The 23342-nt window shown below is 38.5% G+C and carries 16 protein-coding genes; 15 read left to right on the forward strand and 1 reads right to left on the reverse strand.

Annotation, left to right across the window (positions count from 1 at the left end):
• Positions 1-1285: 1285 nt before the first annotated feature.
• The 14 genes from F6K63_RS15190 to F6K63_RS15255 all read left to right on the forward strand — a co-directional run bounded on the left by F6K63_RS15190 (position 1286) and on the right by F6K63_RS15255 (position 19963).
• Entirely contained in the window at positions 1286-1912 is a 627-nt protein-coding gene (locus F6K63_RS15190) for a VWA domain-containing protein (protein WP_071102748.1), read from the forward strand.
• Between the two features lie 125 nt (positions 1913-2037).
• Positions 2038-4635 (forward strand): P-loop NTPase family protein, encoded by a 2598-nt coding sequence (locus F6K63_RS15195; protein WP_287312592.1) that lies wholly within the window; start codon positions 2038-2040, stop codon positions 4633-4635.
• Positions 4593-8099 (forward strand): acetate and sugar kinases/Hsc70/actin family protein, encoded by a 3507-nt coding sequence (locus F6K63_RS15200; RefSeq protein ID WP_071102746.1) that lies wholly within the window; start codon positions 4593-4595, stop codon positions 8097-8099. Before F6K63_RS15195 ends, F6K63_RS15200 begins: the two co-directional genes overlap by 43 nt.
• Entirely contained in the window at positions 8068-9258 is a 1191-nt protein-coding gene (locus tag F6K63_RS15205; RefSeq protein ID WP_071102745.1) for a hypothetical protein, read from the forward strand. The genes F6K63_RS15200 and F6K63_RS15205 overlap by 32 nt, the downstream gene beginning before the upstream one ends.
• A gap of 506 nt (positions 9259-9764) precedes the next feature.
• A complete protein-coding gene (locus F6K63_RS15210; RefSeq protein WP_137985269.1) occupies positions 9765-9995 on the forward strand; it encodes a hypothetical protein in 231 nt (76 codons plus the stop codon).
• A 63-nt stretch (positions 9996-10058) separates the two neighbouring features.
• Positions 10059-10751, forward strand: coding sequence for a Uma2 family endonuclease (locus F6K63_RS15215; RefSeq protein ID WP_071102743.1), 693 nt, complete (start codon positions 10059-10061; stop codon positions 10749-10751).
• Positions 10752-10894: 143 nt separating this feature from the next.
• Positions 10895-11095, forward strand: coding sequence for a hypothetical protein (locus F6K63_RS15220; RefSeq protein ID WP_287251310.1), 201 nt, complete (start codon positions 10895-10897; stop codon positions 11093-11095).
• Between the two features lie 442 nt (positions 11096-11537).
• Positions 11538-12509, forward strand: coding sequence for a CinA family protein (locus F6K63_RS15225; protein ID WP_071102742.1), 972 nt, complete (start codon positions 11538-11540; stop codon positions 12507-12509).
• Between the two features lie 422 nt (positions 12510-12931).
• A complete protein-coding gene (locus F6K63_RS15230) occupies positions 12932-13327 on the forward strand; it encodes a hypothetical protein (RefSeq protein ID WP_071102741.1) in 396 nt (131 codons plus the stop codon).
• Between the two features lie 305 nt (positions 13328-13632).
• The gene (locus tag F6K63_RS15235) at positions 13633-14709 is read left to right on the forward strand and encodes a cupin-like domain-containing protein (RefSeq protein WP_071102740.1); all 1077 of its coding nucleotides are present in this window, start codon (positions 13633-13635) and stop codon (positions 14707-14709) included.
• A gap of 43 nt (positions 14710-14752) precedes the next feature.
• Entirely contained in the window at positions 14753-15757 is a 1005-nt protein-coding gene (locus F6K63_RS15240) for a cupin-like domain-containing protein (RefSeq protein WP_287266039.1), read from the forward strand.
• A 31-nt stretch (positions 15758-15788) separates the two neighbouring features.
• Positions 15789-16742 (forward strand): cupin-like domain-containing protein, encoded by a 954-nt coding sequence (locus F6K63_RS15245; protein ID WP_287251317.1) that lies wholly within the window; start codon positions 15789-15791, stop codon positions 16740-16742.
• Between the two features lie 22 nt (positions 16743-16764).
• Positions 16765-18462: a cupin-like domain-containing protein gene (locus tag F6K63_RS15250; protein WP_287312593.1), complete on the forward strand. Its 1698-nt coding sequence runs from the start codon at positions 16765-16767 to the stop codon at positions 18460-18462.
• A 127-nt stretch (positions 18463-18589) separates the two neighbouring features.
• Entirely contained in the window at positions 18590-19963 is a 1374-nt protein-coding gene (locus F6K63_RS15255) for a hypothetical protein (RefSeq protein ID WP_071102736.1), read from the forward strand.
• Here F6K63_RS15255 and F6K63_RS15260 read toward each other — a convergent pair.
• Positions 19941-21662 carry an ABC transporter ATP-binding protein gene (locus F6K63_RS15260; RefSeq protein ID WP_071102735.1) on the reverse strand — a complete coding sequence of 574 codons (1722 nt, stop codon included), beginning with the start codon at positions 21660-21662 and terminating at the stop codon, positions 19941-19943. The two genes, F6K63_RS15255 and F6K63_RS15260, sit on opposite strands and share 23 nt — an antisense overlap.
• A 329-nt stretch (positions 21663-21991) precedes the next feature.
• Here F6K63_RS15260 and F6K63_RS15265 point away from each other — a divergent pair, with 329 nt between their 5' ends.
• Positions 21992-23266: a glycosyltransferase gene (locus F6K63_RS15265; RefSeq protein ID WP_287312594.1), complete on the forward strand. Its 1275-nt coding sequence runs from the start codon at positions 21992-21994 to the stop codon at positions 23264-23266.
• The last annotated feature ends 76 nt before the right edge of the window (positions 23267-23342 follow it).

Raw genomic sequence — 23342 nt, forward strand, 5'->3', positions numbered from 1 at the left:
TTATTTAAATAAATGTATATACATTTAAGCGTCAGCATTCAGCTGTCAGCTTTCAGCTCTCAGCCTAATGCTTCAAATAAATCTCATTTGGGAGAATTTAATAGTTCGATATTTTACAGAATTGAAAGTCTGGGGAAAAGCCCTTGGCCTATGGCCATGCTACTGTTCGCGCAGCGTGCGCGTAGCGCAATCGGTGCTTTTGAATAAAATAAGCCGTTCGCGAACGGCTGACGGCTGACGGCTGACGGCTGAATGCTTACCAAAAACCTACCTTTATGAGGTTCCCTCTTGCCCCTCTTTTTATCATTAATTAATAGAGGCATATTCCCGATTGGGTAATTGACAAATGGTTTCCAAAGTCTTATTTGTATTAGTATAGCATAATCTGATCATTGGTAACACATTCACTAAAATAATTATCACAAACGTTGAATAAATATAAAAAAAGATTAATTAATTTTTTATAAATTTTAAATTTTATTAATTATAGTAAAAATCTTAAGAAAGTATAAATTCCACCATTTAATATTAAGTATATTTATATACTAACAAATTTAAGTAAAATCACTGAGATTTCACCCTAAGGATCAGCTACTAATAATCCCCCTTACTTGGTGCAGCTACCGGGGCACTTTTCCTAGGCATAATAAAGATTTTACCCTGCTTTCGGTAGGTTTGATTTGTCTAGTGTCAGGCAGATATCCGTGGGAAAATCCCTAGCCCTATTTCCTAAATATATGTATTTTTTATTACTTTATTAGTACGGCGGAATAATTTCTACCGTTTGTTAAAACTAAATATGTATTCTTGGAGTTGATAAAAAGAGTTGATAAAAACCTCAAAAGACTCCAAGCAACCACTCAATAACTCAGTTTGTACAGGAGAATGAACAGGAAATTGATCAAAAATTGGAAAACCTTAGAAACCGCTGTTTGTCAGTGCTACTAGGGCAATTATTCCGGAAGCGAAGGGCCTGTGATCAGTTAGTTTGACAGAAGAGGTATTGTAGAGGTATTGTAAAGTATCGGGAGCAAGCCGAGATACCGTGGAGGGATTTGCCGGAGAGATTTGGAGATTTCCGTTAAGAGCTATTTGGAATTTTATTCATAACTACAATAAATGTTTGTCGGGTAGATTATGCCATCACTACATGTTTATCAATACCCTGACTATATAAGTCGGTTATATAGAAGCGATCTAGGATTTTTGATCTGCTACATTAATTCATATAATGCTATCAAAGCTTGAATTGTTTTTTAGCAACATTTTCAGAGTAATCAGAATTATGTATGTCCCAGAAGAATTAAAAGACCGTGATTACACCATCATTATTGATAAAAGTGGCAGTATGACCATTAAGGACGAGAAAAGGGGGACAAAAACTAGATGGGAGGTTATGGAAGAAACTACAGAGGCTTATGCTAGATATTGTGAAGAAATCGACCCCGATGGGATTACTGTTTATGTATTTTCGAGTAGATTTAAGCGATACGATAATGTTACGACAAATAAGGTAGAACAAATCTTTAAAGAAACATATCCTATGGGTGGAACATACCTTGATGAGGTTTTGCGGGATGCTCTCGAGAATTATTTCCAACGTAAAGCAAACGGTAGTGCTAAACCAAATGGGGAAATTTTCTTAGTATTTACAGATGGAGCACCTGATGATAAGCCTCCAGTAATTGATGTACTTGTGAACGCAACTCGTCGAATCGATAAGGATTCGGAAATTGGTATTTCTTTTATTCAAGTTGGTTCAGATCCCCAAGCAGCACAATTTCTACAAGAATTGGACAAATCTTTAGAAGAAAAGGGAGCAAGAACTGGTATTTGTGACACTCTAACTTTAGGAGATTTAGAAGAAATACCTCCACCAGAAGTACTCTTGAGAGCTATTAATATAGGATAAGAAGCGAAAAAAATCTGTTTTTTTTTATGAACAATATTATTTTAAAAAAATGTGATCAGTTTCCTTTAGATACGCTTACGTAAATTTAAACAAAGTCATAATTAGTGGTCTCATCTTAAATTATCATGTCAAAGGTTGAACAACTGCGTGATTTTAATAATTTCGCTGAATCTATACTTAATAAACTTGAGGAATATGACTCTGTTATTCAGACTCAATCCCTTCAGCAGGATAGGATTTTAACTGAAATTAGCAATCAAGTTGAAATTGTCCGAAAGCAAGCCGAAGAAGTAGTTAAATCTTCTTCTTCACCAGTTAAAATTGCTGTTATGGGAGAATTCAAAGCTACAAAAACTACGGTCTTAGGTAGTTTACTTGGTTATGCAGGAATGTTACCAGACAGTCGAGTGGCAGCTACTGGGAATGTGACTCATCTCAATATCGTTCAGGTAAAAGGCTCGCAACCAACTGAATTTAAGTTTAGCGTTAAATATTTTAATCAGAACGAAATTGATAAATGTCTTGACTTTATAGTTGAGGAGTTGGTTGTACAGGCTGAAGCACAATTACCTAGTACGCAAATCGCTAGTTTAAAAAACTTTACTTCCAAAGATCCTGATGTTTGGCAAAACATTATCAAATGGTACGATGAAGTAAAAAATTATGACAAAACTCCTGGATTAGAAAACGCAATTCAAGAACTAGTAGTGTTTGTTGAATCTTATCTACGTTATGGAAATAATTTATGCGGTCAATCCTTGCCTATTGATAATTCTACTCATGCTTACGCAGGTCTTCAGCTACCTAATGACCCCCGTTCGATCTTAGATATTAAGAAGTTTGAACAGTTTCCTCCAGAAGACGAGGAGCAGTTTCCTAAGTTTTTGCAAGCCACCTTTCCTCTAATCGGACGAATAAATGTTGAAGTCAAAGTGTCAGATAAAATTTGGGATCTTTCATCTCTTCAAGAAGCAAACAAGTTAGTTTTACTAGACTTGCCTGGATTAGGGGCTGATAAATCTGAGCTTCGAGATCGATTTGTAAATGTCCATGAAATGGAAAATGTACAGACGATTTTACTATTGACCTATGGTCCTCGTCCAGGAAGTACAACAAACAATGAAATCATCGATCTGCTCCGAAAGCAAAGAAAAAACCAAAATCTCGATGATTTTATCCTTGTAGGTGTGGGGCGATTTGATGATTTGCCTGGGGCAGAAGTTGGTATTGACAAGCTTCTTAGTAACACAGAGCAACTAACAGAGCAGAAAATTTTCGATGAAATACCAGCTTTGCGTAAGGTTATTGAAAATTCCCGTAAATTGACGAAAGGGAATGATGAGCAAAGAATCGTTTTTATGTCAGCATTTGCTGCTCTTGAGTATTTGATAAAAAACCTAGACAGCACCATTAAAATTGCGACACCAACTGTACTAGAAAACCTCAATATATTTCAGAAGCATTTTCCTGATCTAAACGAAAAATGGCAGCAGTTAAGCGAAAGGTTAAAAAAATCTGAACCTGATAGTATTTTAGTAACTTGGCTAGATGCTTTCACAAAAGATGGTGGTCTTTCTAGACTACGGTATCTGCTTGAAAATCACGTGGCAACTCATGGTCTTGAACAATTATATAAAGATGTCAACGTTAAAGTACAAACTTTGGTTAAGGAACAACAAAATTTAGCACAGAAAGTTAATAATCCTTCACTGGCTAAATTGCTGGCTTCTGAGAATCCCAAATTACGAATCCTGCGCCAAGCACTCCGAGAATTAGCAGATAGCTATCAAGCGTTAAAAACCCATTTAGAAAAAAATCCATTGGAATTGGGAGTAGGAATAGATGAAACAAGAAGCAAAATTTCCCTTCGAAAAGAGGTTGAAGAAAAAGTCAATTCTGAAATCTCTCGCTGGAGTGAATGGAGAACCCTATTTCTCAAAATTGAAAACGGAATCGTCAATTTGCAACCTAACAGTAGAGGGGAATTTTCTTCTCGAAGAACAACTCGAAGAACAAAGAGAGAACGAAAACCTTTTACTAGAAGCGATGAATTTTACGATCGTTTTAAGGACGCTTGCGATAACATAGAGAAATTTACTCAGGAGCGTGTTGACCAGTCTATCAAAGACTGGTTAGATGAATTATCAAATAACCTAATTTCCTTAAAGGATAATCAAAGGACAATCAATATCAAAAAAATACGGTATGAAATTGAAAATTGTGTTGTGAAAAAAGAAGAAATACAAGAATATATACAAGAGTTACTTGATGATTTAGCATCTCCGAGCGAATGGGAATCAGAGCTACTCGAAATAGTCAAAGAAAATAGTTTTATAACTATAGACCCAGAAACTTTATTTCCTTTACCCCGTGAAGACAAAAACAGTAATGAACCTGCTTTGATATTCGGGTGGTCTCCAGACCATAAACAAGCTAATCAAAGAATACCACTCTACGAAAACCATCTAACTTTTATACTGGGACTTCGAGATACAATGATTTTTAGCGTTAGTGATAGCTTTATTCAACTTTTAAGCAAAACAAATCAAACAGTCAATAAGGAACTCCAAACATCATTTTTAGAAGATGCTATTGGAAGATTGGAAGAAGATTTCTTAGCAGATAGAACGTTGCTAAAACAAATGGTAGGTGAAGAGCCAACTGAAAAAACCACACCAGATTGGTTATTAATTCTACAGGAGCTAGTAAATATTCCTCTTTAAACTTTGCCAAAGATGTTGATATGCCTGTTGGAATTAAGATTGTAAATAAATTTCTGTTGAACCAAAACCAAATTAAAACAGTAAACAATACTAAGTGGTTAAAGCTTCCTGTAATAGACCTGATTCATGAGCACGACGATCCAGCTAATCTTATAAGGATTGATCATATCAACTGTACTATAACAGGAAATCCTCTAGAACTTAGAGATAAAATTCAACAGGCTTACAATAATTCTTTTAAGAATTATCCAATACCATTTTATCTGGATTCGCTATTACGTTTTTCTCCATACTGCAAACTCGATAGATCTCTGCCCATTTCTGCCAATTATTTTTTAGGATTTAAAATAGATTATATCGAGCAAAATAGCAACGTAAGTGAATCGCACACAAAGTCTCAAACCTGTAATTTATTTTACAAAAAAACAAGTAAGGGGGAAAAAATGCTCTCACATGGTGGATGGATTGCTATCGATTTTGGTACTTCAAATTCTACTGTTACTTTTTACGATCCTAGAGAAGCAATAGAACCAAACGAATTATCCTTGGAACAAAAAGACCTATTATTTAAACTTTTTAACGAATGGTTAGGCTCATCTGACTCAAAATTACCAGGAGTTGGTGATGATGAATGGCAGGAATATATCGAACAAGTTGAAAATAATTTGGGAAAATCTTGGCCAGAAATTATCGACAATAAAAATAGCTCGCTCTTGTTAGAGGGAATTCGCCAACTAGAAATTTCCTTAGGTACTAGACTAGATGATCCAATCTACCCGGTAGTTAGTAAAAAACTTAACGAAATTTACCGTCAATTATTTCAGTTACCACCCTTACAAAAGGAACGTATCGTTCTGGCAAAAATAGATAAAAATCTACCCCAAGATACACAAATTACTAGCGAACTGGAACTGGTTGGTGTAAATGGATTCTTGGAAGTGGAAATGGGGGAAATAGCTAGAAATAATCGATTGGCAGCGATGTCCCAAGAGACTACTGATGAAAACCAGGAAGATGAAAACCAGGAAACATTTTGGCGAAAAATAGAAAGTAAGTTTCATCATTCTCCGAAGCGTTACCTTAATAAAACCATAAAAAAAGGAGAAGAAGATAAAATCAAGATATATTGGGAAGGAGAAGAGAAAAATATTGAATATAGTGAGCTAATTCAAGCAGCAATGAAATGTCTGATTGAATTAACAGAAAATTTTAAAGATAAACCGGAAAACAAACAACGTTATGATAGCGGTAAATTTTACAGAGTAATAGTTACTTATCCGACGGTATCTAAGCCAGAAAATCGTCGTAAACTGGAAGACTTAGTAAGTCAAATTCTTGAGCAAAAATTTACAGATACAGATGTCAAAGTAGACGTAAAAAAAGATTTTGATGAAGCAATCGCTGCTGCTATTTTCTATGTATGGCGAGAATTTGGTGGAAACCAAACTATCGGTATAGAAGCTTTTAAAACTCGCTGTCGTCGTAGCGGTCAAAAATGGGCTCAAAACCTAATGGTATTGGACATTGGTGGTGGAACGACAGACTTGGCTTTAATTCGTTTACTTCTGAGAAATGATAGTCCATTTGACCCAGGAGAAGATCGAGGAGCTGGTGGACGTTACTATGTTCTGACTCCAGAGTTGATGGGGTCTTCTGGACACTTATTTTTAGGGGGTGAGTTAATTACTCTACGACTCTTTCGCGTGCTTAAAGTAGCGATTGTTGACAATTTGTTAACGGCATTTACAGAAGGAAAATTAAAGGATGATAAGTTAGACCTGCTGATCAGAGGATTAGAGCCAAGATTTTTGCAACAAGATAATCACAACAAATACCGCACTCGCTCCCTATTAGAGTGCATTGACAAAGAAAACCCAGAAAACGATCCATTTTATTCAACAGTTTTAAACTATGCAGAAGAAATATTACCAACTCGATGGAAAGAGGATCGAAAAAAACTACAAGCTTTTTACACCCTTTGGCGATGGGCTGATGATGCTAAAGTTGAATTAAGCAAAAGTAGCGTTGAATATGATGAATATGAAATTCCGCCGAATCAATTAGAACAATTTATTCGCGTTCAACAAGCTATTGAGCTTGGTGAATATAATCCTGGCATCAAGCTATCTAAACAACAACTTGAAACAGCTGCTTCAAAAGTGGTTGGAGAAGCAATCAATATTGCTAAAGAATTGCTAGAAAGCCGATTGCCTAAAGACAGTTTAACTGGTAAAAAAGAACCTTTGGATTGGTTAATTTTATCTGGACAGACTTGCCATCTAGATTTAGTCAGGCGTAAAATTAATGAAATCTTTAGCAATACCAAGAACGATTTCGAGTGGAACCCAGCCAGGATTACTTTTGTACCTGACTATGCCAAATTAGCTACGTCAATCGGGGCTTGTTATGGCATGAGCCGACAGCAGTTCACTTATTCTCCGAAATCAGCGAAAGACAAGCTAAAAGAAGGTAAAAGCGAACTCTATATCGAAGTTAATAATTTACTTTACACATTGCCTTGTGCTTTCTTGAGGCAAGTTGTAGGTTCTTTAGAACCAGTTTTTCAAGCACGACAGCCATTGTATAAATTTAATCCTAATGAGGAAGCTAAAGCTCGAAGTGAATGGTTCGGTGTTTTACCAACTACGAACATTTATCGTCGAGACTTTGAAAGTCAAAGAGAAATTTTATGGGCTAAATTTAACTTTGAAGAGATTGCCAAACAAATCGGAATATTTTCCCAGAATAATAATCAATGGTATGAGGGATTCCAAGCTCAGTTTGAAGTTAACCAAACCCTAGAAATTGAAATGGTAGTTTGTCGGGGCAAACCTCATTATTTAGTAGGGGATCAGGTGGATGACAATAACTCTACCTTAACAAATATTAACCAAACAATATCGGAAGAGCTAAAAACACGAACAGAAGAGTTGGAGAAAGCAAATATACAAGAAGAAGTTCCTCAAGCTATGATTATCGATAGTGTACTTCAGTGGGATATTGCTATTGGGATCAATGAAGAATCTCCACACCTAGTTTTCAAGGCTGGGGAAAAACTTGATGATATTTTTCACAATGAAGACGAAGGAGAACAAACAACTAAAGAAACTAAAGGAGCTATCAGCAAAGATGAGAACCAGAAGCCTCGACCTCTCCCAGCATTCCCCAGAAGTGGCAGACACACCTTCTATGCTTACTATCCCAGCTTAGAGAGCCCAAAACTGAAGGAAATATATCTTGGTACATTAGGATTTGAGGAAAATCAGATTAAGGATAACTGCAGATACTACATTACAATTGATGACCAAAGTAATCTGCGTATTCATGAAGGGGAAGTTCCTTATTGGATATCGGATCAACCAGAAGTTTTAAAAGAAAAAGATGGATGTGTACTTAGAGTTAAGCGTAGTCCCATAGAAGAAGAGAATAACGATGAGCAAAACCCCTTTAGTGGAGTACACTGATGGTGATGGATTGAGTCAACTGCTCAAACAGTTGTTAGTAAGAGACTCGGAGCTAGGGCGATATCTACGGCATACTCTCAAGGGACTGTATGCCTCTTTGGAATCAGCCCGTGCAGAAGCTATTTCATTAGACAATTCAGAAGAAGCTACCCTTTGTGGTCAGCTATCCGAACTACTAGATCAGCTTTTAAAAGAGAATACTTCTAACGAGGCTCTCTCTAACAAAGATACTTCCAAGAATACAAATTCGGAAAATTTAACTGATTTTAAAAATCCAGGATTAATTCTCCAAGATTTCTGTAATGACTTCTTCACAGATAAGAAACTTTACCCTTATATTGGTGATTCAAAACCTCGAAGCACTAATGACTCAGACTTATGGGACGAAATTCAAAAGCTTTTACTGCGTGTTCCAGGGTCTATGGCTCAAAAGTTGCAAAATAAAGCTCTACAGTCAGCTAAAAAAATCAAGGCAAAGGAAGATGATACGAACAACAACGAACTTCCTTTTTCAGAAAATAAACTTCTCTATCCTGGTTTAACAGGAACAGTTAAGGCTCAAGGGTTGTGTTTATCAACTGAAGCTTCCTTAGACTCAGAGATTAACGATAAAAATCTAGATGGGGATCTGAAATTTCTTGCCCAGATCGTATCTATCTGCATATATTTTATTCAAAACGACCCCTCCCTACATCATTGCCTGAAAAGTATTAAATTTTTTGGTATAACCCGTTTTAATTCCCAGCATAGAGAGGATTATATCAAAACCTTGATACTTTTTTTCAAAAAAGTCAAAGACCATGAACAAGATCCGATTAAATCCTTAAAGGCAAGGCTGGACTTAGACGAGGCGATTAACTCATTAGTATATCAGCCTTTAGCTGACCCAAATTCCTGGTGGTGTAATTTGCAGAAAGATGCAAGAAAAACCCTTGACAAAGCAGTGGAAAGAGTTAATAGTATGGAGGGTTATCAAGCAGGATGTCAATGGCTTTTAGGTGTTCGAGATGATATTATTAAATATACAGAGAACAAAGATGACGTAATCGATAAATTACAGGTTAGAGGTACTCCTGGTAAAGTCTTAGCTTGCTTGCGTGTTTACGCTTGGATTAATCAAGAAAAAATGCCTGGTCGAGTAATCTTTTACCCAAAATAGCTTATCCTTTGTTTGACCAAGGCAAGATACTCCTTGAAGTGTGGAATTCCATAACTCCTGAAAAAAACTGACCTAACCGAAAAATCCGCCCATCCCAACTCATTCTTGACCTGCTTAAATCCCAGAAGTGTTGAACGTTTTAAACGTTCAGCACTTCTGATTACACCCATGGAGCAGTCTTGATTGATCTTTACATTGACCCCGCCTATCGCTGACGAGGCTTAGGTGCAGCGTTGATTTATGCGATCGCAAACGAAATGACCTGCATAAACTGGACAGTTATGGGAGGGCTAGGCCGTGTTTTCAAAGTTTTCCGCAAGATTTAGATCCCCCCCAACCCCCCGCGCGGAAGGGGGGAGCCATTCTCAAAGTCCCCCTTTTTTAAGGGGGATTTAGGGGGATCTCCGAGTTTGAAAACACGCCCTAGTACCAGTTAGCTGAAATATAGTAAAAACAGAAAGTTTTTGAGCTATCCTTAAAAATACGATTGATCAAACAATTCTGCGATGAGTATCGGGTGCATCTCATTAAAGCTGTTTGACCCGGTGGCTGGAATGGGCATCTTGTTGTGGAACGGGCATCTTGTTGTGGAACGGGCATCTTTTGTGGAACGGGCATCTTTTGTGGAACGGGCATCTTGTTGTGGAACGGGCATCTTGCCCGTGGGAATCCTGCCCACCCCACTGATATTCATCCGAAGATTCAGCAATGCTAAAAAATGTACCTCACCCAATTGAAAACTGCTATAACTAATAACTAATAACTTTAGTACAAACCCATCAGGAAACAGTAGAAAAGTTATGAGCGCTCCCATCACTAACAGACAGAGAACTCTTCCAGTCCTAGAAAATGGAGATCTGCTGTCTCGTGGAGAATTTGAGCGGCGTTATCAAGCCATGCCCCACCTCAAAAAAGCAGAACTAATTGAAGGAATTGTTTATATAGGATCCCCCTTACGGTTTGAAGCCCACGCTGAGCCCCATGCTAATTTACTCGTTTGGTTGGGCAACTATAAAATAGCAACTCCTGGTGTAAGATTAGGTGATAACCCTACAGTGCGGCTGGATCTGGATAATGAACCCCAACCTGATGCGGTTTTACTCATTGATAGCAATTGTGGTGGCCAAAGTCGTCTGGACGATGATGGTTATATTGAGGGCGCACCAGAACTAGTGGTAGAAATTGCGGCAAGTACTGCTTCCATTGACCTGCGAGATAAAAAACGAGTCTATCGTCGCAATGGAGTAAAAGAATATCTGGTCTGGCAAGTAATTGACCAGCGTTTTGATTGGTTTTCTTGGCAAGACGGAGAATATGTTTCTCTTGTAGCTGATCAAGAAGGAATTATCCGCAGCCAAGTTTTTCCGGGATTATGGTTAGCAGTTTCGGCACTTTTGGCGGGGGATATGCTTGAGGTGATGGCAACCTGGCAAGCTGGGTTGGCGAGTTCGGAACATCAACAGTTTTTGCAGCAGTTGGCAAGTTTTTCTTAATTAATTGTGGTTATTTAGTACTTTAGCAAAGGGAGCAGGGAGCAGGGAGCAGGGAACAGGGAATAGGGAACAGGGAACATTTGAGAATAATTGACGCCAACACTATCAGAAAAATACTTTGGCAAGAGGTCTATTAATGAATTGTGATAATTTTTAATCCGAAGTTTCCGACTCCCGACTCCCTACTCCCGACTCCCTACTCCCTTGCTGTCAAAACCATTAAATTTAACAAAACTCGCGGAATTCCCCAACCCTGCGACCGGTGGGGATGGATAGCGAGACGACAAATTACAATAATTTTAATTTGTGTTATAATAAAGTTGGTTGCTGACCCGCCTGACTGACTAAAATGCTACCTTACAAACGGTCTGATATCATATCAGTTTTCAGACCATTAGGTCTACAAAGTACTAGCTCCAGCTCAGGGAAGAGACAAGCCCCGGCTGGTTGACCATAGAGTCGTAATTCCAAGGTGAGTCTGTCGAAAAAAAAACTATACGTCCTTAGAAGGCGGATGTCTGCCTGTGGACGCTGAGTAAGACCAATTCCAGCAGGCGCGCGCCTCTGGTAGAGGCGTCGGCGGATGAAGCGGGAAGCCCAAAAGACGAATAAGACCGTCCCTGAACTGACCTGAGAATTGGAAGCCCCAACCTCAGCGAACGCGCCCCGCGTGACCAAAGGTCAAGCAGGTTGGGGTACTTCACATAAAGACCAGCTAATACAACCCAAGAATTGATAGTGTAATCAGAGTGAATTCATCTATCTTTTGGAGAAAGACAGTCGAAAATGTCGAAAAATAAGGTTTTGATGGTACTGGTCTCGCTCATCCTACCCTTTGTGCTTGGTGTCCAACTAGCAATGGCCGATACCAGCAACTCGGCTCAAACCTGCTTACGAGGGTTACTGTACCTAAACAACGGTTGCAGTACAGTAGATTATATGTCCATTGATTACACTCCTCTGATGAATGACAAAGCTGAAAGCTTTTTGAAAGAAATTAAGGCACGGCAGCTCAATGTTGTCACAGCGGAGTCTCTGACCAGTGGCATGATTATTTCCACCATCGTCAACATTCCCCTCTATGGCTCCTACACCTACGGTGGATTTTCCACCTATGATAGTGATGCTAAGCGCAAGATGCTCGGGGTCAAGAAAGGCGATGTTTATACCGAAACCACGGCTCGACAAATGGCTGCCGGTGCTTTGAAAAATAGTCGGGCGATGGTCTCCATTGCAGTTACCGGAAACGCCGGACCGGTTGACAAAAATAAATTGGACGACCTTGGTGTTGTCAACGCAGCAGTTTCTATTCGCACCATCTCTGAGAGCCAAGACAGTGACATCCACGAGCAGCCCATTGTCTTCAATACCAGGCACCGGCGCATGGCACTTTGCGATGGTGATGGATTGCCTATGACTGAAGTTGTTTGTCAACAATATCGTTCCGAAGCTGAGGCCGACCCTAAGGGGTATGTATCCGCTCCAACCTTGTCCATGACGCGGAAATTGATTCGGCAAAATGTGGTGATTGACGCTCTGGAACTGGCGCAACAACACCTCCAAAACTTTGTCTGTACCAGCGACGGCGATAATGTCACTTGTAAAACTCTCGACTCCATGTGTCAAGAACCCTATGATGGCCGTTACATCAGGTATGGTGAACCAACTTGGGTGATCAAGGAGCACATCGAGCGTTGTCCAGTGGGTATGGCAAAGGGAAGAGGGAACAGGAAACAGGGAAGACGGAACAGGAACTAGGGAGTAGGGAATATGGCATCAAAAATTATCACAATTGATTTAGGTACCCTATAGTTAGTCGAGGGAAGTGTGGGGACTGTGGGGCGGGGGAGCGGCGAGTGTGGGGAGCAGTAAGTCCTAGGTCTCAACCCGTGCTTGGTGAGGGTTGGGATACAGGGATTAGCCCCTTCAAGTTGATCATGGAGAGGAATTAGATCAAATCAGGATAATTGCCCACACTTACGATATCCAGAACATTATCTTTCTCCCCCTGCTCCCATTAACCCAAGACGAAGGGACCTCACCCAATTGAGAACTGCAAGAATGAATCAGGAGTAAAAACATAACAATTTCTTAAGAAATTGTTATGTTTTTACTCGAATACCCCATTGTATAATAGTATTATTTTTGGCAACAAAATTTGATAGTAGGATAAATAGACTATGAGTGCAACTACTACGAATGACAACCTATCAGTGTTTGGTAACGAAGTTGAAATTGACGGCGTATTGTATGTCTCTGTAGACTTCCTCAAGCATTATCCAGAATATCTAGATAACGAATTAGATCGGGAAATGGATATTGATGATCAAGAGGATGATACTGACACTCCTGAAGAGGGAGAATTTGACGAATCTTTGAGTATCCATAAGAGCGAGATTGATATCAACGGCACGACCTATATTGCTGTTCCTGTGCTGAAGAGCAATCCCAACTATGTGGAACTTAAATACAACCAGAAAGCGGATGTTTCCTTAAGCACCTTTATCCCCAATAAGATGCTAAATGAAAATGCAGCTGTTGCTGCATTTCGCTTACGTCGTCGGAGTCGTAATTAGTACCGGGGTGGATGACAAGTTATGACAAATCCTATAGAATCTTAACTTGTCACTAATGCTCCGAGGGAGAGTCCGGTTTTATTGTGAGTTTGAATGACGACGGGCGCGAATTTATTCGCCGTCTAATTCTTATTCAATTGACCACGCTGGGTTTATAGGAATCCCCGCCAATTCAATGCGGGGATTCTCAACTGCGAAGGATTTTTGTTTTAGTTAGAGAGACTATTTTGAGGATTTATCAGCCTCTCACCCTAGGGGAATTTTATTGATATCCACCTAATTATCAAAGAACGGTGCTAGGAGCGATGCAAAGAGAAGTACCTGTATTAACCAGTATTACCCAAGCCGAATTTTATCAAGATTATTTCCTCAAAAATACTCCGTGCCTGATTCGAGGTGGGGCTAAAGATTGGCCAGCTGTTAAAAAATGGCATTCTGATGATTATTTAGCTAAACTTGCTGGCAATAGAAAAATTTTTAAAACCACATCTATTCGCCATGATTTTGGTTTTAACCACCAATCTCCCATGAAATATATGAAATTTGGTGAGTTTTTAGATCACTATCAAGATAATTCTCAATATTACATTAATGACTCCGATATACCGAGTATTTTAGTTCAAGACATGGGCAACCATGAAATATTGGAGGGATTCAATCGGTTAGAGCACTATCATAAGCGAACCGGATTCTTTCTCGGTGCAGGAGAACAATATGCGCCACTCCATTATGACGATGAGGAAAATATCTATGTTTTGATTGATGGTGAAAAAGAGTTTCCTCTCTTTGATATCGCCGATTTTCGCAAAATGTATGCTTACGATCACATAGATAGTCCAGACTTTTCGCCAGTAGATGTGAATAATGTGGATTATCAAGCCTTTCCCCTCTTTAAAGAAGTCACCAGATATAATGCTCATCTTTATCCAGGGGATATGTTATATGTTCCCGGATACTGGTGGCATAGCGTCCGTTCCCAAGGCAGGAACATGGCATTATCTTATGTAAGAACCGATCGGATTTCGCAATTAATGGCCTATATAAAGTTAGTAAAAAACGATGCTTTACCTATCTCTGAATCAGAAAAACATACTATGCTGACTATGTTAGAAAATCGAGAGGAAACGGCGATTAATACTCAGCAATATCTGCAAAATGAAGGTGGTTTAATGGAGTTGAATATTTTCTATTTATATTTAAAACTTAGTCTTTTGTATGAATATTTAAAAAATAAACAACAGGATATTAGTCCTGTTTATAATGCGTTTAAACGTGTTAAGCCTATGGTTAAAATTGAACTTCATTCAGGTAACTATAGTTATCCAGTTTTATATTTGATGCAAAATTTTTATCGAATAAACCCTGGTATTTTTGAGGTATAAATTAACCGAATAAATGCATAATTTATAATAACTTATACTTATTATGTTAAATTTAAGCATCGAACAGCTATCAAACCATCATCCAATAAACCTCAAAAATCCAATTCCTGTAGCGGAAGTCAAAACGATTGATAATGAAACTTTTGCCAATGAGTATGTTGCCAAGCACCGCCCCGTCATTATTCGCCAAGGTATTCAGCATTGGCAGGCCATGCAGTGGGAAGACGACTATTTAAAAAAAGTCGTCGGAGAACAACCAGTCAAGGTTTATATCTTTTCCTATTATCAGGAAGGAAAGGTAAATCTTAAAGATAGTCTTCAGGAAAAGATGAGCGTCGCCGACTTCATCGAACGCTATAAAAGTATTGATAAGAATTACTATATTTCAGACCAGAACCTATTTCCTGTTTTACATCAAGATTTGGGAACTCATCCTGTTTTGGAGACCTTCCCTATTTCCAGGAGAAGGACGTTATTCTGGGGCAATGGCGGTCAAAAATCCCATTTGCACTATGACGACAATGAAAATATCATGTGCCAATGTGATGGGGAAAAAGAATTCCTGCTGTTTGATATCACCGATTTCAAGTACCTGTATCCGGCAACCCCTGAACAGTTTATTTCTGCTATCGATCTCGATCGGCTGGATTCTGGGCAATTCCCTCTCCTAAACCATGCCACTCCTTACGTAGCTCGCATTAAAAAAGGCGATATTTTGTATGTTCCTTGTTACTGGTGGCATCGCGTAACGTCCTTTGGCAGGAATATTGCAGTGTCTTACATCATCAACGAGACAATGGCTCAACGGCTCAATGTTGTAGAGAAATTGGTAGACTGCGACACCCTTCCGGTGGATGAATCGGTAAAGAACGACTTACTTGCCATCATTAGATCTGAAGAAAAAGCTTCTAAACGTAACGCTCAACTGAAAAAATATCACCGGAAATACCTCAAAGAGCAGGGAACTTCTTACTATTTTCATCAAATTTTTCGCCGTTTAATAGAAGAAAGCCTTTTTGATATTCTCTACGGTCATAGTACCTACTGAGCTTGAGTAAACTTATGGAAAAGCGATCGCGATGAATATATTATCCAGCTACAACATAAAAAATAAAAGAGCGAGGGTTCCCAAAGTCGAACAAATATCCAAAGAGGAGTTCTACGGAAACTATGTGCAAAAGAATACTCCATTAGTTATTTGCGGAGGAGTAAAACACTGGGATGCCATTCACCTGTGGACAAATGAGTATTTGGAGCAGGTTGTGGGGTTTAAGACAGTAGATGTCGAAACATCCAGAGATCAATTTGAGGGGAGAATTTTCGACGATGCTGAGAAAGTTTATATGCCTTTTTCCAGATTTTTAGAGAGATTAACCCTTCCAGAAGGGGAAACCGACTATTTTGTTGGTAGTTGGCTATTCCCAGCTCTGATCCAGAATGTCCCAGATATCGATCTCTTCCATGCCTTTGATGTATTTTCCAGACGTCGCATGTTGATGACCCGAGGAGGAAATCGTATTGCCTTTCACCATGACTGGTATGAGAATCTCCTCTGCCAGGTCAGCGGATATAAGAAGTTGACGCTGGTCGATATTGCCCAAACAGCTTATATGTATCCAAAAGGCGGAGAGGAAAATGCCAACTATTCACCTATTGATATTCATCAACCAGATTACCAACAATATCCTCTTTTTGAACAGGCAACTTTGTATGAAACCGAAATCCATCCCGGAGATGTCCTCTACATTCCTTGTAGTTGGTGGCATACAGTGGAGAGTTTTAAACGCAATATTGCCCTTTCGTTTTCCTTTTACGAAGCCAATTCGGAATTACTATTAGTTCTCTCGAAAATGTTTCAAAAAAATGCATTTGCTTTATCGGCAGATGATACCGAAGCTCTGCAAACTATTTTTGATAATGAAGAGAATCCTGGCCAAAAACTAAAACGGATCCAAAAATACGCTCAAAACCATAAAATTTCTACTATTTTACTAATGTTTAACCAGAGAAACAAGCTTTGGTTTGGAGTTTGAAATAAAAACCAGGATAAATCCCATGTCTAAAGGCGAAAAAATCCTCCAAAACTACTATCCTAACGAAAGCATAGATTACCTAGATGCTAGTGTAACTAGTCGCACAATTATTGATGATTATCTTTATAAAAGAAAACCGGTTATCATTCGAGGTCTAATTGATGACTGGGAAGCAAGCAAGAAGTGGAGTTTTTCCTGGTTTCAGGAAAAGTATGGTAACATTTATACCAATGTTTTCCCTTCTGGCAACGAAGCTAAGTCATCTCAAATGAGATTGAAAAAAATGTTTGCGAAAATGCAACAGGGAGAAATATTATACTCTAGCCTATATACCAAAGAACTATTTCCCATACTCTCCCCAGATTATCCCCTTGCCGGGACAATTCTTTCCGATACTAAATTTAACTGGTTATTGGATCTTCCCAAAACTATTCATGGGGACATGAATGTAATTTTTATTGGCAATACTGGCACGGGCATTAAGAATCATCAAGATAGTATGGGGACTCATCTCTGGTCAGCTCAAATTATGGGCACAAAGCGCTGGATTGTTTCTCCTCCAGAAGAATCTGAGTTTATGTATGAGGGTAAAGCTGACTGGTTAAAACGAGAAGAATCGATTGAAAAATACCCTAATTTCAAGGAAGCCAAAGCCCTCGACTTCATTTTAGAAACTGGTGAAATTTTAATTATTCCCGTTGGGTGGTGGCATCAAACTGAAATTTTATCAGATTCTATTTCTATTACCCACGATCTTGTCAATGAGACAAATTATCACCATTATATTTCCGAACTCAATAAATCTCACCATATCGATCCTAAAGTAGAGACATTTTATCGCGCCAGTCAGTCAATTAAAGCAAATTGGGCTGCTCAACTTACCCAAAGAAAAACGACTCCTATTGAGCGTATTTATTACTCCATTTCTTTTGAAGAGTTGTTAGAAAAATACCTCATTCCTCATCAAGCAGTTATTCTCCAGAATCAAATCAATCATTGGCCAGCTCTGCACAAGTGGAATTTAGATTATTTTCGAGAGAGGTTTGGCAATGCTTTCATTCAGTATTTCCATGGTCACGACGATAAGTCTAAAAAAATACGATTAAGAAAGTATCTGGAAAGCAACTTCGACCAACCCCATTATTCCATGTGGTGTCTGGATGACTTTTATGACATCCTTGCTGAAGATTTTGATACAATTGAACCCTTGAACAACAAGGAAAAAGATTGGATTTTAGAGCTACCTAAAAAAGAATTAAATGCCTTGACCTGGATTTTTATGGGAACTAAAGGTTCTGGGATTGCCAATCATACGGATAGATTAGGACAGCATGTGTATTCTGCTCAAATTTCCGGTCGCAAAAGGTGGCTACTTCACCCACCTGAAGATACAAAGTGGATGTACGATGGTCAAGTTGACTTAACCAATCCCGATTTAGTTAAATATCCCCTTTATATGAACGCATCTGCGCCTTATGATTTTGTGCTCGAACCAGGTGAAGTATTAATTTTACCAAATGGTTGGTCCCATCAAACCTTAACTTTATCAGATTCTATTTCCTTGTCCCATGATTTTATGAATGTTTCCAATATTGATTCTTTCTTAGAAAGAATGGAGGCGAGAAAAGGGAAAAAATACATGAAATCGGAAACGATTAAACCGATTATTTTCCATTGGAAAGAGAAACGAGATGCTTTACGACAGCAGACAATAATATAATAAAAATTCGATAGATATCTGAAATTAAGTCAAATATATTTGATAAGGAATCAGAGTTCAATCTGGGTCAAAAGTATCTGTTTCAAAATATCTTTGACTTACATTTAAACAACGGCTTTCTGCGATAATGCCTAAATTGCCTCTAACCCTAGACATCAATCAATTAGATCCTTTAATCAACTGTTATCTAGGAATAGCAGAAATTACCGATCCCATTCGGGGGAAATTTTACAACAGTATCGAGGAATTTATCAATATCTTCTTTGCTTACGATTTTAGAGTTAATGAAACATTCTTCAATCAGCGAATTTATCAACAAGAGGGTCGGGAATTCACTCTGTATAACTATTTCCGCTCCAAATCATTTGCAGACTTCCTAGAAATCATGGAGCTAACTCGGAAAAAAAAATTTCCGGATCTGCTGCCTATCCATGATTCCTATATTTGGGAGTTTCCAATTCATTTTTATCTAGTTAACTTTAGCGAAGAAGACTATATCATAGATCTGATCGACCACCCAGAGATTTTAGCCTATGACTTACGACAGTTTCTTCCCAATCATAATTACGACATTCAGAGAGATTATGACTCAATCAAAAAGAATAACGATCGAGCTTACTTGAAATGGTTAATTGAAAAGAATCTGGAAAAGGTAAATTTTGACTTTTCTATGGAAGGGGCAGAGTATGCTAAAGAACATCTGCGCAATTATTTATTACCTTATTCGGATTTTTACCAAACTTGTATTGACCGCATTGGAGCCATGGGATTTCGGTTTCGATTAACTGGAATTTCCGAAGTCCATACTCGCAATCCAGTGAAAACAAACAAAGGAAAGTGGATTGATGAAATTACCACATCCCCAAACTGTTTTAATGTTGCGATCTTAATGCAACGGGATTTATCCAGACGCAATCTTGGGGGTTATGCCAATTTGCCCCAAATCCGATATCGCCGCAAATTTTATCCTCGAAAAATTGGTTTTTTGTGCCTGATTGTTGATACTTTAGGATACGATCGAGCCAACTACCTTAATCAAAAATATGACTGTGAAGCTGGTAGTACTCTTAGCCATGAATTAGGACATTGTTTTCAACTGTATCACCTTGGTAAACATGGTAAAGATTTTAATAAGCCTTGCCTGGGGATAGCTCCAGATACCATCTGGAATCCGATTAATATCAAAAAAGCCAGTATTTGGCCTTGGGATAAAAAATTTGCTGAAAATCTGCATGCCAAAAATATGTTCATGAATCTAATGAGTATAGATACTGAACTGAATGAAAACTTATTCTTTACTAAAGCACAAGCTGCCCGTGCTAGAACTGTCGCTATGATGTACTATCGGCATTGGATGCAAAGATTGGAGTCTTGGGAACAGGCTAAGGATTATTTAGCCATTAAATCCCCAAATAATTCCTACTTACTAACAAAAGACTTCGGAGCATATCCAGAAGACAGACTAATACTCAGAAGAGTTACTGAATCGGATCAAATCTAAATTGTTCATGCCAAAGTTTATAATAAATTCCTTGACTTTTAAGGAGTTCTTGATGTTTTCCTTCTTCGACAATTTTGCCCTGATTCAAAACAAATATGCGATCGCAATTTACCACTGTGGATAATCGATGAGCAATGATTATTGTCGTTCTACCTTCGGCAACTGTTTTAAGTGATTCTTGGATAATATTTTCTGATTCACTATCAAGATGAGATGTGGCTTCATCCAGAATTAAAATTTGAGGATTTTTTAAGATTGCTCTAGCAATTGCAAGCCTCTGCTTTTGTCCTCCAGAAAGTTTGATGCCTCTTTCCCCAACTATAGTTTCATATTTTTCTGGTAAAGTTTCAATAAAATGATGAATATGTGACAGCTGGCAAGCTTCTATAATTTCTCGGTCTGTTGCGTTTAAGTTTCCGTACTTTAAATTTTCTTTGATTGTTGTATTAAATAACAATGTATCTTGAGAACAGACTCCTAAAGCTTGCCTTAATGATTTGATTTTTAGAGAGCTAATATCAATATCATTAATCTTGATCGAACCCTCTTTGGGATTGTATAATCTAAATAATAAATTAGTTATTGTAGTTTTTCCTGCACCGGAATTTCCTACAAAAGCGATGTTTTGACCTGCTTTGATATCAAAAGTGAGATTTTTCAAAATGGGTTGACCTTTTTGGTATTCAAAATTAACTTTTTCAAATTTAAAGGAATTGATTTTGTTGACTGTTAAATCTCCTTCTTTTTCTGTGTCCAGTTCTAAATATTCCAGAATCCTTTTGATAGCTGGGATGGTAGCTTGTAACTTTAGATTAACCTTAAAAACAGAAGATAAAGGCTCAACAATAAGACCCAATAAATAGTCAAAAGCAATTAAACTACCTAAGGTAAGTTGATTATTTATGAGAAGATATCCTCCTAATCCATATAAAACAATTTTTGAAGTTAGAGGTATAAGTTCTCCCAAAGATTCTACTAGTTTGGATAACGTCACAAATTTAATATTATTCCTTATATAATTTTGGGTAATTTTGGTATGTTTTATTAATCTATTTTTTTCTAAACCAAACACCTTTATCAAATAGTGTAGTTCTATATTTTCGTTAAAAAATTTTTGAAATTCAGAAATATATTTTCGATTGATAGCGCTTAATTTCTCTATCTCTTTTTCTTTAATTTTATAGGCCAAATTCAATAAAGATGATAGGGGAATTAATACTAAAGCTAAAAGCCAATTAAACTTAAATAACAATATACTTATCAAACATACAATTAATATATTTTCGATTGTACTCGGGAAAACTACTAATAAAAAATGTTCTAAATAATTAACATCATTAAGTAATCTTGATACCAGTTCACCATTCGGTATTTCACTGTAGGTTATAAAATCGATTTTTTGAATATGAGAATATAATTTTTGTCTTATTCTAAAAATTATTTGCGGGCCAAAAGAAGCAGATAAATAGTCCTCAAATATTTTTAGTAAAAACCAAAAAATCCTGGCTACCCCAAAAGCTAAAACCATTAAAAATAATAAATTAATATCTTTGTTTGGAAAAACATTATCGAAAAGATTCTGAATAATAAGGGGTTCTATGAGGTCAGGAATTATTAATAATAGTACTGTTACTAAAATGAGTGCATGCTTGACATAGGGGTATTTGATAAGTTGAAAAATCTGTAAAACGTATTTCATACCTTACTCCATATCATTGTTAAAAATTAAGTAAATGCCGTTTTACTAGTACGAGTATTACGAGGCATCGGGTTTCTCCATCTGAGCAGCTAATTGGTCTCCGACTTTGAAAGCAGTATTTTTGGGTTCATATCCATTGTAAATTCAAACTTGAAAATTAAAACAGGACTTACGGTGAGGGGGGCAATAGACGGATTACCACTCCATGTTTATAATGGAATATTTATAATTAAGAGGAATTCTTGGATGATGCTTCCTCCACAAACTGCTGTTGTGTGTGTTTGAGAGGTTGATACATGTTCCATTGCTGTTGACCAGATAACTGACCTATGCATGTATTTATCCTAACTCTCGGTTCCCGTGGCGATGTCCAGCCCTATGTAGCATTAGGCAAAGGTTTAAAAGCAGCAGGACATACGGTCACAGTCTGTACCAGTGCCAGTTTTGAATTATTCATCAGGGACCATGGCTTAACTTATGGCTATATGAACGATGAGATGATCAAGCTGATCAATTCCGATCAAGGTCGGGATGCCATGGAAAATACCACCAACCTCTGGGAAACCATCAAACTGACTCGCAAGTTATCTAAACAAGTTGCTCCCATGCAACGGATGATGCTTAAGGATAGTTGGAATTCCGCACAACAAGCCAACCCTGATCTGATCATCTTCCACCCCAAAACCTATGGGGGCCCTCATTTCGCCGAAAAATTGGGCATTCCAGTGATCATGGCGGTTCCTTTGCCGATGCTGGTGCCTACCGCTGAATTTCCTAACATGGGCTTCCCGAAATGGCCTTTAGGGGGCTGGTATAACAAACTGACCTATCGCTTCGTCAATCGATTAATGGAGTTTTCAGCAGGCAAACCTGTTAAAAGGTGGCGAGCTGACCATGATTTGCCACCCCAACGGGGGGATTTTAATATTCTGCGTACCACTACCGGTGAACAGATTCCTGTTTTATATTGTTACAGTAAGTTTGTGTGCGATGAAGCTACGGATTGGCCTGAGAGTGTGATGGCAACCGGCTACTGGTTTCTAGAGGAACAAGATACATGGCAACCACCGGCTGAGTTACAGAATTTCCTTGATGCTGGTAATCCTCCGGTTTATGTCGGTTTTGGCAGTATGGCTGGACGAGATCCCCAGCGCCTGACGGAAATTGTGATTGAAGGGTTACAGCAAGCCAATGTGCGGGGTATTATTGCTACCGGTTGGGGTGGCTTGGCAGTGGCTGACTTGCCCGACAGCATTTTAAAAATTGACAGCGCTCCCCACGATTGGCTTTTCCCCCGTATGGCGGCAGTGGTGCATCATGGTGGGGCTGGCACAACCGCTGCTGGCTTACGGGCAGGTCGTCCAACTATCATTTGTCCCTTTTTTGGGGACCAACCCTTTTGGGGCGAGCGTGTTCATGCCCTTGGTGTGGGCAGTAAACCGATTCCCCAGAAGACGTTGACTGCCGAGAAGCTCGCTACTGCTATCCGCGAAGTGACGACAAACCAGACCATTCGGCAAAATGCTGAAGCCTTGGGGAAACAAATCCGGGATGAAGATGGCATTGCTAATGCGATCGCTATTATTGAATCTCAATTTGGTTAGGATTTTAGGGAGTCGGGAGTCGGGAGTCGGAACCCACCCCTAACCCCTCCCAGGAGGGGAACGGGAGTCGGGAGTC

The sequence above is a fragment of the Moorena sp. SIO1G6 genome, assembly GCF_010672795.1.
Classification (GTDB): domain Bacteria; phylum Cyanobacteriota; class Cyanobacteriia; order Cyanobacteriales; family Coleofasciculaceae; genus Moorena; species Moorena producens.